Source organism: Xylanibacillus composti (genome assembly GCF_018403685.1).
Taxonomy (GTDB): domain Bacteria; phylum Bacillota; class Bacilli; order Paenibacillales; family K13; genus Xylanibacillus; species Xylanibacillus composti.
Window position 1 is genome coordinate 137,454 of record NZ_BOVK01000015.1, and the last position, 15,091, is coordinate 152,544.

The window sequence follows — 15,091 nt, forward strand, 5'->3', positions numbered from 1 at the left end:
CAGCCTCTGCTTGTTGTCCGGCAATGGTTAGCTCATCAAAAAGCTGATGACGGCAGCGGCCACGGAAATGACCAGCATGATGCCAAAGGTTACGCCAAATCCGACGCCGACATCCATAAAGTCGTTGCGCGGTTCTTCGTTCACATGCGCTTCCGGATGATTGACTTCGCTCACGGTCTTACCCTCCTTGCGAAAAAACGCTCTTGCTTAAGGATACCTACTCGTTAGTATACCCAACGTTTGGATAGCTTGTAAAGACGGGAAAGTGACAATTCTGGGAAATGACGATTGGGCTGCCTGCGCATATGTTTTTTTGGGCGCGTTGTGGTATACTTTACATGTTGACTTTTCATAACGTGTACAAGTTAGGAGGATGCAGCGAATGGCAATTGTGAACGTGTCCGATCAATCCTTTAAGAACGAGGTTGAAGGCCAAGGGACAGTATTGGTGGATTTTTGGGCGCCTTGGTGCGGTCCGTGCAAGATGATCGCCCCGGTTCTTGAAGATCTGGATAAAGAAATTGGCGAGCAGTTGAAAATTGCGAAAGTGAATGTGGATGACAATCCGGAATCGGCTTCCCGCTTCGGTGTCATGAGCATTCCGACGCTGATCGTATTCAAGGATGGCCAGCCTGTTGACAAGATCGTAGGCTTTCAATCCAAGGATGCGCTGAAGAACGTTGTAACTCGTCACATGTAAGCAGCGAGCTGCTGATCTCGCCGCTTCATCTGCGGTTAGATACGCGGTAGTGAATGCCCCTTTGCATGATGCCTGCATCCAGGCGCGCAAAGGGGCTTTTCTACGGTCGGGGGAGGAGGGAGAATACCCTTCATTCCTTGTTTGGCCGGGGTGGGCGGAGGGAATCATTTGCACTCCTGCAGACAGGCCAATGTGTGGTACAATGGGGATTTGGGAGGGGGATCGTTATGAAGAGCGAGCATATCAAGAACAAGCTGGCGCTGCTGCCCGACAAGCCGGGCTGCTACATGATGAAAAATGCGGATGGCACGGTCATCTATGTCGGCAAGGCGAAGGTGTTGAAAAACCGCGTGCGCTCGTACTTTACGGGGAGCCACGATGCCAAGACACAAAGACTGGTGACGGAAATTCGCGATTTTGAATTTATTGTGACAGCCAGCAACATGGAAGCACTCATACTGGAATGCAATCTGATCAAGCAGTACCACCCCCGCTACAATGTGTTGTTGAAGGATGACAAGTCCTTTCCATATATTAAGATTACCCATGAGAAGCATCCGCGCCTGGAAGTAACCCGTCGTGTGGTGAAGGACAAAGGCAAGTATTTCGGTCCCTATCCGAACGCATACGCGGCTCAGGAAACGAAGAAGCTGCTCGACCGGATTTACCCGCTTCGCAAGTGCAAGACGCTTCCGGATAAAGTGTGTCTGTACTATCATATCGGCCAATGCGTGGCTCCTTGCGAGTATGAAGTGGCACAAGAGGATTATGACCGCATGGTCGGCGAGATTACCCGGTTTCTAAATGGCGGGCACGAGCAGATCAAGGCAGAGCTGACAACGAAGATGCACGAGGCAGCAGAGAAGCTCGAATTTGAAAGAGCGAAGGAGCTGCGCGATCAAATCGTCCATATCGAGATGCTGATGGAGAAGCAGAAGATCAACATGAACGATGCGGTAGACCGCGATGTATTCGGGTTTGCCGTGGACAAGGGCTGGATGTGCGTGCAGATTCTGTATATGCGGCAGGGAAAAATGATCGAGCGCCGCGCCTCGATGTTCCCGTATTATGGCGAAGCAGCAGACGACTTTGTCAGCTTCGTCACACAGTACTACAGCGAGAATCCGGCATTGCCCAAAGAAGTGCTGCTGCCTGAGAACGCCATGGACAAGGAGAAAGCGGGAGAGTCGATCGCCGATCAGCTGCAAAGCTGGCTGAACGTGCATGTGCATGTGCCGCAGCGCGGTTTGAAGAAGCAGATGGTAACGATGGCCGGCGACAATGCGCGCATGGCGCTGGAAGAGAAATTCAAGCTGCTGGAACGCGATGAGCAGCGTACGAGCAAGGCAGCAGAAAGTCTTGGCGAATGGCTCGGGATCGGGGCGGCCAGACGCATCGAGGCATTCGACAATTCGAATATTCAAGGGACGCATCCGGTATCGGCCATGGTCGTTTTCATCGACGGCAAGCCGGCGAAGAAGGAATATCGCAAGTACAAGATCAAGACGGTTGTCGGACCGGATGATTACGAGTCGATGCGGGAGGTCGTCCGCCGCAGATATGAGCGTGTGCTGAAGGAAGGGCTGCCACTGCCGGAGCTGATTGTCATTGACGGCGGCAAGGGGCAGATCGCCGCAGCGACGGATGTGCTGGAGAATGAGCTGGGGCTGTATATTCCCGTATGCGGACTGGCCAAGGATGACAAGCATCGAACAGCGCAGCTGCTGGCCGGCAATCCGCCTGAGGTCGTGCCGCTGCCGCGCGACAGCCAGGAATTTTATTTGCTCCAGCGCATACAGGACGAAGTGCATCGCTTCGCCATAACCTTCCACCGGGAAACGCGGGCGAAGTCGATGGTCGTCTCCAAGCTCGACAGCATCCCCGGAATCGGCGAAGTGCGGCGCAAGAAGCTGCTGCGCCATTTCGGCTCACTGAAGAAGCTGCAAGCAGCTGCGGTCGAGGATTTCCGGGCTGTCGGCATTGGCGAGGCGCTGGCACAGAAAATCCTGGATCACCTGAACAAGCCGGAAGACGCGGAAGCAGCGGGAGAAGACCGTTCCACCGTATAGCATGCGCATAAGGAAAATGCCGCTCCAGCGGGTTGCAGTTCACTGCCCACCGAGCGGCATTTTTAGTTTCCCATCGTTGTGACAGGTCCAGGCTGGTTCAGCGCGTGCCGCTTTGCGTCATGCCGTTCTCGGCGCTCGGCGGAACCAGCGATGGAGCAAATACAGCAGTCCGCCGACGATGGCCGGGAAGCAGATGAAGAAGACGGCGGCCAATCCGTTCATCAGACCTCCTACCGGAATGATCGAGAAGGACATCAGCACGCTGTCCATGATGGCATGCGTGAACAATGCAGTGTAAAACCCATGCCGCAAATAAATATAGCAAAACAGCAGGCCAAGAATGGTCACTTCGACAAATCGGGTGTATACCGGATAGATCGGATAACCGACATGGCCGAGTCCCCATACCATGCTGGAGAGCAAAGCGGCCAGCGGGGTATAGCGAACGAGCTTCTTGAACACCGCCAGACCGAATACGCGATAAATCAGTTCTTCGGAAATTGCCGCCACCCAGGCAAGCAGCGGAAACAGATAAGCCCACTGCAGGTTATATGGCGACATCATGGCGTCTTGAATCGCCCAGATATCAAGGAACTTGTAGCCGAACAGGAACAGTGTATTTTGCAGGCCCATGACGACGAAGCAGAACAAGTAGCCGAGTCCCATGGAGCGGGCGACATGGATGCCGAAGCCCTCTTCGCCGAAACGCGGCCAGAGCTGACGTCCTTCCATACGCCACAGCCCCTCTCCGCTGACACCGGACAAATATACCGTGAACGCAGAGAAGAAGAAGTAAACGCCCTGGAACCAGACGAGATACGTGGCGCTGCCGGCTCCGGATATTTCATAGGCCGGAACCAGGTTCACATTGTACATAAGCGCTGTGGCCAGGTAGGCGAGCGTCAGCACAATGCTTCGGGTGAAGGTCAGGCTTCGTCTATAGACGATGACAAGGATAAATGCAACAACGGCCAATATAAAGGAAGAAGCCATGCTGACAAGCTGCAGCGCCGTTGAGGTGGCATCCTGTTCCTGCTGCCATTGCATATAGGAAGCGGGCACATCGAAATAAGGCTGGAAGGAGACGACGGCTCCATCCAGTACGGCGACACGGAAGCGCAGCTCTGCCTCGCCGACGCGCTCATCCGGAAGCCTGTAGACGTAAAGGGTTTTGCCGTCCGGCTGCATTTCCTGCTCCAGCAAATCGGCATTGGCAAATCCCTTTTCCTCAAGCAGACCGGTTATATCACGCGGCTTGCCGGTCATCGGCTCACTCGATTCCCAGCCGAATACTTCGCCACTGTACATATGCAAGTAAAGGACAGCCGCTTCTTGCCCGTCACGGGTTACGGCCACTTGGAAGTAATCGGCGGGCGCCCATTCCGACAGCGGCTTAGTATAGACATCGGCCAGATCATTTTTCTGCACATAGCCGTTCATGTGCTTGTCGGTATTGAAATATACGGTGGCTTCCAGCAGCCCGTGTCCGCTCCCCCACTGCTCGTCGAAATACGCAAGGGCGCTGTCGGCTGCTTTTTGCTTGGACAAGGGCATCTGCCCGGCCAAGGCTTCTTCGGTTTGCAAATTTTCAGTTTGGCTCAAATACACATTGATGCCGAAGTACCCAAAAAAACAAATAACGGCCACGATGACTAAACCGACTACATATCGGGAAGTCACAGAAGGCATAGACAACTCTCCTCGCTATGTATCAAGTATGGAAATCCCTTCACCTCATCTAAATTAGCATAAACAGGGTATGACTTCTAGTGAATTTGTGCGACGGCCCGGTAAGACCTATAATCTAAGATAAGCGAAACCTGCGATGAACATGCACAGGAGGATCAAGATGAAGGGAAATCAGTTCGCTGTGATCGGGTTGGGCCGGTTCGGCTCGAACTTGGCGAAGCAGCTAATCAGACAAGGATTTCAAGTGATGGGGATTGACAGAAGACCGGCCATCGTAGACGAGATGAGCGATGAGCTTACTCATGTGGTGGCCGCCGATTCCACGGATGAAGAGCACTTGAAGTCGATCGGCATTCGCAATTTTGACTGTGTGGTCGTCGCCATCGGGGATGACATTCAGTCCAGCACATTGACCGCTATCTTGCTGAAGGAACTCGGTGTCAAGATGGTCGTGGCCAAGGCGCTCAGCGAACTGCACGGCAGAGTGCTGCAGAAAATTGGCGTAGATCGAATCATCTTTCCGGAGCGGGATATGGCTATACGTGTAGCCAACCAGCTGGTATCCCCGAATTTATTGGACTATATTGAGCTGTCCAAGGATTACACGATAGCGGAAATATCCGTGCCCCTTCACATATCGGGCAAGACCCTCGGCGAGCTCAACACTAGAGCCGAATATGGCTGCAGCGTCGTTGCGATCAACACAGCAAATGGCGGCGTGATTATCGCGCCAACAGCTTCAGATGTTGTGCAGGAGCAGGATATTATGGTGCTGATCGGCACGAACAGCCAGATAGAGCGGTTCGAGGAGGAAGTAATTGAAGAGCCGCCGGCGCGGCGATGAACATCGAAATCAAAGCAGGACTGCGCTCGTTCCGGCTCTAGATGGAGCCGGAAGGATGAGGCCGCTGCGAACGGTCCGCGGTCTGCTGGAACATGGCGGCAGCCTGCCGCACGATTGGGCTTACCGTATCCTGCATCCCTGCGGACTTGCTGTAGATGAGCGAAGTGGTGCGAACGGTTTGCAGCAGCTCGGGAACGGGCACAACGACCAGCTCGTTATCGCTCAGGGTGCTTTCGCGCAAGTAGGACTGCGGCAGCAGCGTGGCCGTGCGAGTTGTGGAGACCAGCCGCACAATGGCTTCGAACGAATCGATTTCCATCTTGATCTCGGGATGAATCCCATAGCGCAGGAACAAGTCGTCCATAAGCACGCGGTACCACGTTCCGCGGGAAAACAAGATCATCGGCAAGTCCTTCAGATCCTGAATGGATAAGCTGTCTCGGCCCGCCAGCGGATGCAGGGCAGGAAGCACCAGACACAAATGATCATCGAACAACGGAATGCAAACGGTGTCCTTGCGTTCGATCAGCGAGGCGACAAGCCCGAAATCGACCTTATGCTCGCAAACCATCTCGACAATCTCATGCGTTTTGCCTGTGACGGCTTTCAAGTCCGTATCGGGAAAGCGCTCGCTTAGCGCGGCAATCAGATCTGGCAAGGTAGCCTGCAGGGTGGTGAGGCTGGCGCCAATTGTCAGCTTGCGCTTGGGCGCCGGATGAAGCCGGAGCAGCTCGTCGCGGAACTTCCGCTCCAGCCGGAGCATGTCCTGCGCATAGCCGTAGGCGACCCGGCCGGCCTCCGTCAGCACAAGCCGCTTGCCTTTTCGTTCGAAGAGGGCGGTCTCCAGCGAATCCTCGAGCTGCCGGATCTTCCGGGACAGCGCAGGCTGCGACAGGTTCAACAGCCGGGCTGCCTGATTCAGACTTTTTTGCTCGACGACGGTACAAAATACATGCAGGGCTTCATTCATAGCTTTCTCACACGCCTTATACGGATTTGTTATTATAAATTATAATTATTTCGCACTTCCATTATAAGCGATCGAGAGGTATGATGATAGATGTCACAAAGTGTACAAAAATATTGGGGTAGCCCATATCACAAGTGTTTGGCGAAAGGGGTTTAATGAAATGAAGGTCAATTCGTTTTATTCCCGTAAGCTGCACTCCTTGCTTGGGGTGATTCCGCTCGGTTTTTTTCTGATCGAGCATTTGCTTACGAATTTTGAAGCCTTTAATGGCGGGAAGGAAGCTTTTATTGAGCAGATCCACTGGCTGAACAGCCTGCCGCTCGTTCTCTTCTTAGAGATTTTCGGCATCTGGCTGCCGTTGCTCTACCACGGTGTATACGGCTTGTATATCGCCTTCCAGGCCAAGCATAACATAGGCAATTACAGCTATGGCCGCAACATCATGTTCAGCCTGCAGCGCTTCACCGGCGTAGCGACGCTGATTTTCGTCGTGTGGCACTTCTATGACACGCGTTTTCAAGTAGCCCTCGGCAACATCTCTCATGATGATCTCGGTCAGCAAATGCATAACATTGTGAACAATCCATTGTTCTTTGCGTTATACATTATCGGCATCCTGGCTGCGACCTTCCACTTCTCGAACGGCATGTGGTCGTTCCTGGTTGCCTGGGGCATCACAGTCGGACCGCGCGCGCAGCGTGTTTCCACGTATGTGTGGATGACGGTTTTCGTCATTATGTCGGTTATGTTTATTTTGGCGCTCAACGCATTTAGAAACGAAGAGTTTGCTGCGATCGGGCAAGCGGCATCGACTATAATCGGATAAGGGGGAGTGAACGAGACATGGCAAATTCAAAAATCATCGTAGTTGGCGGCGGGCTTGCGGGCCTCATGGCTACAATCAAAGCGGCAGAAGCGGGAGTTCACGTCGATCTTTTATCCTTCGTGCCTGTCAAGCGCTCGCATTCCGTCTGTGCGCAGGGCGGCATTAACGGGGCAGTCAATACCAAAGGCGAGGGAGACTCCCCATGGGAGCATTTCGACGATACGGTATACGGCGGCGACTTTTTGGCCAATCAGCCGCCGGTTAAAGCGATGTGCGAGGCGGCTCCCGGCATCATTCACCTGATGGACCGGATGGGCGTCATGTTCAACCGCACGCCGGAAGGGCTGTTGGATTTCCGTCGGTTCGGGGGCACGAAGCATCACCGTACAGCATTTGCCGGCGCGACAACAGGACAGCAGTTGCTGTATGCGCTGGACGAACAAGTACGCCGCTGGGAAGTGGCCGGGCTTGTGACGAAGTACGAGCACTGGGAATTCATGGGCGCCATATTGGATGAGGACGGCGTATGCCGCGGCGTAACCGCGCAGGATCTACGCAGCATGGAAATCCGCTCGTTCCGTGCAGATGCGGTTATTCTGGCAACGGGCGGCCCTGGCATCATCTTCGGCAAATCGACGAACTCGGTCATCAATACGGGAACGGCAGCCAGCGCAGTTTACCAGCAAGGCGTATATTATGCGAACGGTGAGTTTATCCAGATCCATCCGACAGCCATCCCGGGTGACGACAAGCTGCGGCTCATGAGTGAATCGGCTCGCGGCGAAGGCGGACGGGTATGGACGTACAAGGACGGAAAGCCTTGGTACTTCCTGGAGGAGAAATACCCGGCATACGGCAACCTGGTGCCGCGTGATATTGCTACGCGCGAGATCTTTGACGTCTGTGTCAACCAGAAGCTGGGCATCAACGGCGAAAACATGGTTTACCTTGACCTGTCCCACAAAGATCCGAAAGAGCTGGATGTAAAGCTTGGCGGCATTATCGAAATCTATGAGAAGTTCATGGGCGACGATCCGCGCAAAATTCCGATGAAAATATTCCCGGCTGTCCACTATTCGATGGGCGGCATGTGGGTCGACTATAACCAAATGACGAACATCCCCGGCTTGTTCGCGGCAGGAGAGTGCGAGTACCAATATCACGGGGCCAACCGCCTCGGCGCAAACTCCTTGCTGTCGGCGATCTATGGCGGCATGGTGGCAGGACCGAAAGCGATCGAATATATCAAAGGGCTGAATAAAGCGACAGACGATATTTCCTCCGCGATTTTTGACCGGGAGCAGAAGCTGCAGGAGCAGAAGTTCGAGGACATCATGAAAATGGATGGTGACGAGAACGCCTATGTGCTTCACAAGGAGCTTGGCGAGTGGATGACCAACAATATGACGGTCGTGCGCTACAACAAGAACCTGCAGGAAACCGACAACAAAATTCAGGAGCTTATGCAGCGTTACAAGCGCATTAATATGGTGGATACGGCGAAATGGAGCAACCAGGCCGCTTCCTTCACCCGTCAGCTGTGGAATATGCTGGAGTTGGCCCGCGTGATGACGATCGGCGCCCTGCAGCGGAATGAAAGCCGCGGGGCTCATTACAAGCCGGAATTCCCAGAGCGTGACGACGAGAACTTTATGAAAACAACCAAGGCGAAGTATACACCGGACGGACCGGTTATCGAATATGAGGAAGTCGATGCATCGCTTATTGAACCGCGCAAGCGCGATTACACGACAGACAAGCAGAAAGGAGGCAAATGATCATGGCGGAAGCTACTGCAAGCAAGACGATTAAGTTCATCGTTACCCGTCAGGACAGCCCGGATGAAAAGCCATACAAGGAAGAGTTCGAAATTCCTTACCGTCCGAACATGAACGTGATCAGCGCATTTATGGAGATTCAGCGGAATCCGGTAAATGCTCAAGGTCAAAAGACGACACCGGTTTGCTGGGAATCGAACTGTCTGGAAGAAGTGTGCGGGGCCTGCTCGATGGTCATCAACGGCAAGCCGCGCCAAGCTTGTACGGCGCTGGTCGACAAGCTGGAGCAGCCGATCCGCATTGAGCCGATGAAGACTTTCCCCGTCATTCGCGACGTTGTCGTGGACCGGAATCGCATGTTCGATGGCTTGAAGCGCGTGAAAGCCTGGATCCCGATTGACGGCACCTACGACCTGGGTCCTGGTCCGCGCATGGCGGAATCGAAGCGCCAATGGGCGTATGAGCTGTCCAAGTGCATGACCTGCGGCGTCTGCCTGGAGGCATGCCCGAACGTGAGCGAGAACAATAGCTTCATTGGACCGTATGCGATTTCGCAGGTTCGCTTGTTCAACGCTCATCCGACAGGCGAGATGAACAAGGAAGAGCGCCTGGAGACACTGATGGAAGACGGCGGTATCGAAGGATGCGGAAATTCGCAGAACTGCGTGCAGTCCTGTCCGAAGGGCATTCCGTTGACAACTTCGATTGCGGCTTTGAACAAGGACACAACCAAGCATATGTTCAAGAAATGGCTGAGCATGTAAGTCAGTCTACTCATATAGCCGAAGGAAAAGGAAAAGCTGTCCCGCCGATTTGGAGCGTGCGGGGCAGCTTTCCTTGTTTTTTATAATGTTTCGCACTCCACTTCAAGCCTCTTTCTCCTGCTGCTTCAGAAATTGCTCCCCATATTCGCCATGGGGATGGATGCGGGCATGCTCGACCTGCACCGTCACATGTGCGATGCCGAACTGCCTCCTCATCGTCTCGGTAATGGCGAGAATCACGCAAAAAGGCTGAATGCGCTCGGAAATAAAGACGTGTGCGCTGAAGGAATGATGATCCGTGGAAATCGTCCACAAATGCAGCTCGTGCACGTCTTGCACGCCTTCAACAGCAAAGATGGCCGAACGGATCTCTTCCAGATCAAAGCGCTCCGGGACGGACTCCATCAGGATCAAGTACGATTCCCGCAATATCCTGGCGCCGCCGGTGAAGATAATGAGTGCAATAACGAGGCTGATGAGCGGGTCGAACCAGACGAGTCCGGTTAGGTATATCAAGACAGCCGAGACGATGACGCCAATCGAACTGAGCAGATCGCCGATGAAGTGCCAGAGCGCGCTTTGCACGTTCAGGTTGTTCTCCCCGCTGATGCTGCGACTCAGTACTACGGTTAGCACAAGATTTACAAGGAAGCCGATGATGGCAATGGCAAGCATGAGTTCGAGCTTGACATCTTCCGGGAAGAAGAAGCGGCGAATGCCTTCAATGAAAATACCGACGGAAATCAGGCAAAGCGCCAGACCATTGAGGAAGGAGGCGATGATTTCAAAGCGCAAGTACCCATAGCTGAAGCGGGAGTTGGGAGGACGGGACGCCAGGTAGATAGCGGTCATGCTTAATCCCAAAGCGATGACATCGGAGACCATATGGGCGGAGTCGGACAGCAGGGCAAGCGAGTTGGAGAGAAGGCCGCCGATTATTTCGACAATGGTGAAGAACAGGGTCAACAGGAGAGTAATCCACAGAGCGCGTTTCGAGCGGGTCTGTTCCTTCACATGCCGGAGATGGTGGTAATCCGTCATGCATTCACCTGCTTTCCTGGATGTAGTCGCGTTTCCATGGCAAATGTTACAGAATTGAAACATTGCTGTTATGGCTTGTTAATGTCCGTAGGGTAATATAATGAGCAAGACCCCCTTTTGATATAGATTCACCCATGGAGCTTGCCGCAAGGCAGGCGCTTTTTTTTGCTCGGTGGCTGCTTGACGGAAATGACTGGCGCTATTTTATCCATTGCCTTTGAATGTCGTCGTGAACGGACTGAATCACTCACAATCGGTTGCAGGTATTCGTATCCGCCGAATCCGATCAGAACAGCCGGATACCGGTGTCAACGCCAAATACACCTGACTATGTATACAACATATGCGTGCAACGGAGCGCCCGTTTGCGGGCAGTTGTCCCGCATTCGGCGCAATCGGCCGTCCCAATTGCCTAATCCCATGTCTGCCTCTTTCGGTTAGAGCGGCACCCGGTGCGGCTTGCGGCCGCTGACATACACCCATTCCCGGAATCCGATATCCTTCAGCCGATCCCGTACAAGCTCCCATTCATCGGCGACCCGGTCTGGATCATGAGCATCCGAGCCAAAGGTTACAGACACGCCGTAGCGGCAGGCTCTCTCCAGAATATCGTCGGAAGGATACCAGCCTCCCACCGCCTTTGTTTTCCCGGACGTATTGATTTCAATCGCTACTCCGGTTTCCGCGATGACTTGCAGCGTCTGATCGACGCGTCCTGTTGGAATGTCGCTGAATGCGGGGTAGAAGGCCTTCATGGCGTCGATATGGCCCAGAATGTCGAACATGCCGGATCTTGCTGACTGCTCGATCAAATCATAATACGCTTCTTTCACTTCGATCTTGCGGCGTTCGTCCAGCTTGCCCCATCTTTTTTTATTGAAGATGCTGACCCCTTCAACATGATGGATAGATCCGATTAAGTAGTCGAACGGATACCGGTCATAGACTTCCTGATAGAGGTGTGCCGATTCCGGGAAGTAGTCGGATTCTACGCCGAGGAGCACTTCAATTTGTCCCGCATATTTCGCCTTCAGCCTCAGCACCTCCTCGACGTAGGCGGCGAACATGCTTTTGGCCATGGCGATCTGGGGAAAATGGTGGTCCGCTTCTTCGGCGAAATACGGGGAATGGTCGGAAATGCCGATTACGTGCAAGCCTTTGCGTATGGCCGAGACGACATAGTCTTCGATCGTGCCGATTGCGTGTCCGCATCGTTCATTGTGAGTATGCAAGTCAAATTTCATGGGAACCTCCTCTGGCCGTGCGCGCTCTTCTTATTCGGTGCCAAGGAAATGCGTCTCCGGCATCCCCTTCAAGTCATTCAAAAACTGCATAAGGGCGGAATTCAGGTATCGGCCTGACCGATAGATTACGCCTACCGGATGGCTGATTTCCAATTCGTTCACCTTGATCATGTGCAGTTTCCCACTCTGCAATTCGTCCATGATGGATTGCTTGGATATAATCGCTGCGCCCAGATTCAGTTCCACCATGCGCTTCACTTCTTCGCTGCTCGACAGCTCCATGACGACTTGCGGCTCGATGCGGAACTGGGCAAACAGCTGATCCACAAACCGGCGACCCGCTGTTTCAGGCGACAGCATGATCAGTGGAATATCGCGCAGCGCTTCAATCGGAATATGAGTCTTCCCGGCAAGCGGGTGATCCGGAGAGACCGTTAACTCGAAAGAATCATAATACAGAATGGATGTTTCCAAAACCGGGTTTTTATCGAACAGGTAGGCGATGCCGATATCGATGATGCCGCTTTCGACGCTAGTCATAATTTGTGCCGTTGGCATAGAGTGAATGGTTGTTTTAATGAGCGGGAATTGGTTTTGGAAATAGGATAGAACCCTGGGCAGGATCTGCATGGCGATGGAGGTGGTCGTTCCCAAGTGAATATGTCCCTGGGGCGTGGCGTTCAGGTCAGCGAGGCGTCCCCGCAATTCTTCCACGATCTTGAGCATCTGCTCGGCGTGCTCCAGGAACACTTTGCCGCTATCCGTCAACGTGACCGGTTGATTGCGGTCAACCAGCACAGTTTGAAATTCGTCTTCCAGGCTTTTGATTTGGGCGGATACGGCAGGTTGAGTAAGATTGAGCAATTCCCCCGCTTTGCGAAAACTCATCGTCTTGGATATCGCAATCAGGGTCTCCAATTGGTTGATGTTCAAGCTGCTTCCCTCCCGAGTGAAATTACTTTCATTATAGGCGAACAAGCCTAGTCAAGCAATCGAGAGTTGTTTTATTTTTCCTTGGCGATTCGCAAAATCTGCGATATAATGATAAAAAGCGACAACTTTGTGACCTAATTAAAGGAGACCGCTCATGAATGCAGAAAACATTAATCCGTTCCTGGAATCAGCAAGTATCGTCATTGAGCAGGTAATCAACATCCGTCCCACAACGGGCAAACTGAATGTGAAGGACGTCAAGTTTGTCGAAAAGTACATATGGATTCAAATCGGCATGACCGGTCAGATGACCGGCGACATTGTATTTGGTCTGCATGAAGAAGTAGCCTTGAAGATGGTATCAGCCATGATGGGAGGCTACCCGGTTTCGGAAATCGACGATATGGCCAAGAGCGCGATATCAGAGCTCGGCAATATGATAAGCGGCAACGCCAGCACTTTGTTGTACAACAAAGGGGTGAAGGTCGATATCACGCCGCCGAAGGTGATCCATGCAGCCGAATCCGCAGGCTTTTCGCCGGCCAAGGCATTGACAATTCCTCTTCAGATGGGGGATATCGGCAATCTGGATATTCAGGTTTTGATTACATAATAAGCAGCAGTGCCATACTTATACATATGCGGCCGGCGGGTAAGCCGGCCTTTTCCTGTTAACATGCAACAGCGGCATGTACCGCTTCAAAACAGAATAGAGGAGGATGCACATGCTTCGCGATAAAGTCGTGTTGGTGACGGGAGCGTCGAGCGGGATCGGTGCTGAGTTGGGCAGACAGCTGGCCGATGTCGGGGCCATACCTGTGCTTGTCGCCCGGTCCGAAGACAAGCTGGAGGCAGTCGCCAAGTCCATGCCTTCCGGCAGCCGGGTTCTTACCTTAACGGCTGACGTTGCCTCTACGGAAGAGGTCCAACGTGCGGTCGAGCAGACAATGGCTCGATTCGGCAAGATCGACGCGCTTGTCAACAATGCCGGCTTCGGCCTGTTTCAGCGAGTAGAAGAAATGCCGCTCGCCGACTACGAACGGATGATGGATGTGAACTATATGGGCGTGGTCCGCTTCACCAAGGCGGTGCTGCCGCATATGCGGCAACAAGGAGAGGGCAGGATCGTGACGGTAGCGTCGATCGCCGGCAAGCTTGGCACAGCCAAATCGGCCGGTTATAGCGCCAGCAAGCATGCGGTAATCGGATTTATGAGCAGCTTGCGCCAAGAGCTTGAGCAAGAAACGCGCATCCGCGTATCTGTCGTGAATCCGGGACCGGTGCGGACAGCATTTTTTGACCGGACCGATCCGGACAATAATTATTTGAACAAGGTGCCGTCGTGGTATGTGCTGACAGCGGAGCAGGTCGCCCGGTCTATCGTCAACCTCCTGTATAAGCCGAGGGCGGAAGTCAATCTTCCGGCCATCGGAGGCCTGGGTGTCAAGCTGACGCAGCTGTTCCCCGGCATTTCGTCCGCGCTGGTGCGCAAGATGACGGATAAAAAATAGCAACAAAAAAAGGAGACTGCGGCTCGATGTCAATTCGAGCGGCAGCCTCCTGTACGATGCTATTGCAATCGGCGGTTCACTTGCTCCACAATTTCTTCGGAGGTCATTCCGGCGGCATTAATGACGGAAGCTTGCGTCGTGGTGTCTGCCATTCCCATTACATTTTCGTCCTGACCGGTGATGACGCAGCAGTCGCACGATTGGGCGGAGCTCTCATTCATGGCCACCACTTCATGTCCGGCGCTCTGCAGCGCTTCCTTCACTTGGTTCAACGATTCTTCAACTGCAATCCTCGCCACTACCTTCACCCCATTTCGCATTATTCTCCACCTTACGTTGCGCGAAAGAGGCGGTTTTTATGCCATTTCTGTTTACTTCTTGTTCTGCTCCCGGAAGCTTTCGTTCCATTGCTTGATCTCCTCGAACAGGCGACGCATGTCCGCCTTCGCCTGCGGATGCTCCTGTGTCCAATGCGCGGTAAGCGGCGGCATCGTCTTGTGTATGTGGGAATAGATCGCCCACAGCTTGATTTTTTCCACGGTTTCCGGATCGGTTCTTCCCGTAAGCCGTTCAGCGAATGCTTCAATCAATCCTTCTATCTGTTCCCTGCTTGTCTCATCCATATGGACCCGACCTGCCTTTCTTCACATCGTTCTACAATGACTGCATTTGCAACCAAGGATACCGCACTGCGTCATTCCGGTCAATTCCTTGAGCTTTGC

At 53.3% G+C, this 15,091-nt stretch carries 16 protein-coding genes; 8 read left to right on the top strand and 8 right to left on the bottom strand.

Annotation, left to right across the window (positions count from 1 at the left end):
* Positions 1-27 precede the first annotated feature (27 nt).
* Positions 28-174 (bottom strand): YqzM family protein, encoded by a 147-nt coding sequence (locus XYCOK13_RS06400; RefSeq protein ID WP_213411045.1) that lies wholly within the window; start codon positions 172-174, stop codon positions 28-30.
* Between the two features lie 208 nt (positions 175-382).
* On the opposite strand from XYCOK13_RS06400, the gene trxA reads away from it, so the two are divergent.
* Both trxA and uvrC read left to right on the top strand, forming a co-directional pair.
* Positions 383-700 (top strand): thioredoxin, encoded by a 318-nt coding sequence (gene trxA, locus XYCOK13_RS06405; protein WP_213411046.1) that lies wholly within the window; start codon positions 383-385, stop codon positions 698-700.
* A gap of 227 nt (positions 701-927) precedes the next feature.
* Positions 928-2,769, top strand: a complete 1,842-nt coding sequence (gene uvrC / locus XYCOK13_RS06410; protein ID WP_213411047.1) for an excinuclease ABC subunit UvrC — start codon at positions 928-930, stop codon at positions 2,767-2,769.
* Between the two features lie 117 nt (positions 2,770-2,886).
* On the opposite strand, the gene XYCOK13_RS06415 is transcribed toward uvrC, so the two are convergent.
* The gene (locus XYCOK13_RS06415; protein WP_213411048.1) at positions 2,887-4,458 is read right to left on the bottom strand and encodes a CPBP family intramembrane glutamic endopeptidase; all 1,572 of its coding nucleotides are present in this window, start codon (positions 4,456-4,458) and stop codon (positions 2,887-2,889) included.
* 160 nt (positions 4,459-4,618) lie between these two features.
* On the opposite strand from XYCOK13_RS06415, the gene XYCOK13_RS06420 reads away from it, so the two are divergent.
* Complete coding sequence (locus XYCOK13_RS06420; protein WP_213411049.1) at positions 4,619-5,302, top strand: potassium channel family protein; 684 nt, start codon at positions 4,619-4,621, stop codon at positions 5,300-5,302.
* 37 nt (positions 5,303-5,339) lie between these two features.
* Here XYCOK13_RS06420 and XYCOK13_RS06425 read toward each other — a convergent pair whose 3' ends face one another.
* On the bottom strand, positions 5,340-6,272 hold the full coding sequence (locus tag XYCOK13_RS06425; protein WP_213411050.1) for a LysR family transcriptional regulator: 933 nt from the start codon (positions 6,270-6,272) through the stop codon (positions 5,340-5,342).
* 160 nt (positions 6,273-6,432) lie between these two features.
* On the opposite strand from XYCOK13_RS06425, the gene XYCOK13_RS06430 reads away from it, so the two are divergent.
* The 3 genes from XYCOK13_RS06430 to sdhB are packed head-to-tail and all read left to right on the top strand — an operon-like array spanning position 6,433 to position 9,640.
* A complete protein-coding gene (locus XYCOK13_RS06430) occupies positions 6,433-7,098 on the top strand; it encodes a succinate dehydrogenase cytochrome b558 subunit (RefSeq protein ID WP_213411051.1) in 666 nt (221 codons plus the stop codon).
* Between the two features lie 17 nt (positions 7,099-7,115).
* Positions 7,116-8,876 carry a succinate dehydrogenase flavoprotein subunit gene (sdhA, locus tag XYCOK13_RS06435; RefSeq protein ID WP_213411052.1) on the top strand — a complete coding sequence of 587 codons (1,761 nt, stop codon included), beginning with the start codon at positions 7,116-7,118 and terminating at the stop codon, positions 8,874-8,876.
* 2 nt (positions 8,877-8,878) lie between these two features.
* Positions 8,879-9,640 carry a succinate dehydrogenase iron-sulfur subunit gene (sdhB, locus tag XYCOK13_RS06440; protein WP_213411053.1) on the top strand — a complete coding sequence of 254 codons (762 nt, stop codon included), beginning with the start codon at positions 8,879-8,881 and terminating at the stop codon, positions 9,638-9,640.
* A gap of 102 nt (positions 9,641-9,742) precedes the next feature.
* On the opposite strand, the gene XYCOK13_RS06445 is transcribed toward sdhB, so the two are convergent.
* The 3 genes from XYCOK13_RS06445 to XYCOK13_RS06455 form a co-directional block, all read right to left on the bottom strand.
* Positions 9,743-10,681: a cation diffusion facilitator family transporter gene (locus XYCOK13_RS06445; RefSeq protein ID WP_213411054.1), complete on the bottom strand. Its 939-nt coding sequence runs from the start codon at positions 10,679-10,681 to the stop codon at positions 9,743-9,745.
* A 437-nt stretch (positions 10,682-11,118) separates the two neighbouring features.
* Positions 11,119-11,925, bottom strand: coding sequence for a histidinol-phosphatase (locus XYCOK13_RS06450; protein ID WP_213411055.1), 807 nt, complete (start codon positions 11,923-11,925; stop codon positions 11,119-11,121).
* Between the two features lie 30 nt (positions 11,926-11,955).
* The gene (locus XYCOK13_RS06455; protein WP_213411056.1) at positions 11,956-12,858 is read right to left on the bottom strand and encodes a LysR family transcriptional regulator; all 903 of its coding nucleotides are present in this window, start codon (positions 12,856-12,858) and stop codon (positions 11,956-11,958) included.
* 154 nt (positions 12,859-13,012) lie between these two features.
* Between XYCOK13_RS06455 and XYCOK13_RS06460 the strand changes: the two genes are divergently transcribed.
* On the top strand, positions 13,013-13,471 hold the full coding sequence (locus XYCOK13_RS06460; RefSeq protein WP_213411057.1) for a chemotaxis protein CheX: 459 nt from the start codon (positions 13,013-13,015) through the stop codon (positions 13,469-13,471).
* A gap of 112 nt (positions 13,472-13,583) precedes the next feature.
* Positions 13,584-14,369, top strand: coding sequence for an SDR family NAD(P)-dependent oxidoreductase (locus XYCOK13_RS06465; RefSeq protein WP_213411058.1), 786 nt, complete (start codon positions 13,584-13,586; stop codon positions 14,367-14,369).
* Between the two features lie 59 nt (positions 14,370-14,428).
* On the opposite strand, the gene XYCOK13_RS06470 is transcribed toward XYCOK13_RS06465, so the two are convergent.
* Together XYCOK13_RS06470 and XYCOK13_RS06475 are read right to left on the bottom strand one after the other, a co-directional pair.
* On the bottom strand, positions 14,429-14,668 hold the full coding sequence (locus tag XYCOK13_RS06470; RefSeq protein WP_213411150.1) for a YkuS family protein: 240 nt from the start codon (positions 14,666-14,668) through the stop codon (positions 14,429-14,431).
* A 72-nt stretch (positions 14,669-14,740) separates the two neighbouring features.
* Positions 14,741-14,992 (bottom strand): DUF2573 family protein, encoded by a 252-nt coding sequence (locus tag XYCOK13_RS06475; RefSeq protein ID WP_213411059.1) that lies wholly within the window; start codon positions 14,990-14,992, stop codon positions 14,741-14,743.
* Positions 14,993-15,091: the final 99 nt, after the last annotated feature.

Excerpts from the sequence above, each read along its gene's own strand:
- XYCOK13_RS06425 (WP_213411050.1), bottom strand. The coding sequence starts at position 6,272 with ATGAATGAAGCCCTGCATGTATTTTGTACCGTCGTCGAGCAAAAAAGT.
- uvrC (WP_213411047.1), top strand. The coding sequence starts at position 928 with ATGAAGAGCGAGCATATCAAGAACAAGCTGGCGCTGCTGCCCGACAAG.
- XYCOK13_RS06445 (WP_213411054.1), bottom strand. The coding sequence starts at position 10,681 with ATGACGGATTACCACCATCTCCGGCATGTGAAGGAACAGACCCGCTCG.
- XYCOK13_RS06420 (WP_213411049.1), top strand. The coding sequence starts at position 4,619 with ATGAAGGGAAATCAGTTCGCTGTGATCGGGTTGGGCCGGTTCGGCTCG.
- trxA (WP_213411046.1), top strand. The coding sequence starts at position 383 with ATGGCAATTGTGAACGTGTCCGATCAATCCTTTAAGAACGAGGTTGAA.
- XYCOK13_RS06475 (WP_213411059.1), bottom strand. The coding sequence starts at position 14,992 with ATGGATGAGACAAGCAGGGAACAGATAGAAGGATTGATTGAAGCATTC.
- XYCOK13_RS06415 (WP_213411048.1), bottom strand. The coding sequence starts at position 4,458 with ATGCCTTCTGTGACTTCCCGATATGTAGTCGGTTTAGTCATCGTGGCC.
- sdhB (WP_213411053.1), top strand. The coding sequence starts at position 8,879 with ATGGCGGAAGCTACTGCAAGCAAGACGATTAAGTTCATCGTTACCCGT.
- XYCOK13_RS06450 (WP_213411055.1), bottom strand. The coding sequence starts at position 11,925 with ATGAAATTTGACTTGCATACTCACAATGAACGATGCGGACACGCAATC.
- XYCOK13_RS06465 (WP_213411058.1), top strand. The coding sequence starts at position 13,584 with ATGCTTCGCGATAAAGTCGTGTTGGTGACGGGAGCGTCGAGCGGGATC.
- XYCOK13_RS06460 (WP_213411057.1), top strand. The coding sequence starts at position 13,013 with ATGAATGCAGAAAACATTAATCCGTTCCTGGAATCAGCAAGTATCGTC.
- XYCOK13_RS06430 (WP_213411051.1), top strand. The coding sequence starts at position 6,433 with ATGAAGGTCAATTCGTTTTATTCCCGTAAGCTGCACTCCTTGCTTGGG.
- sdhA (WP_213411052.1), top strand. The coding sequence starts at position 7,116 with ATGGCAAATTCAAAAATCATCGTAGTTGGCGGCGGGCTTGCGGGCCTC.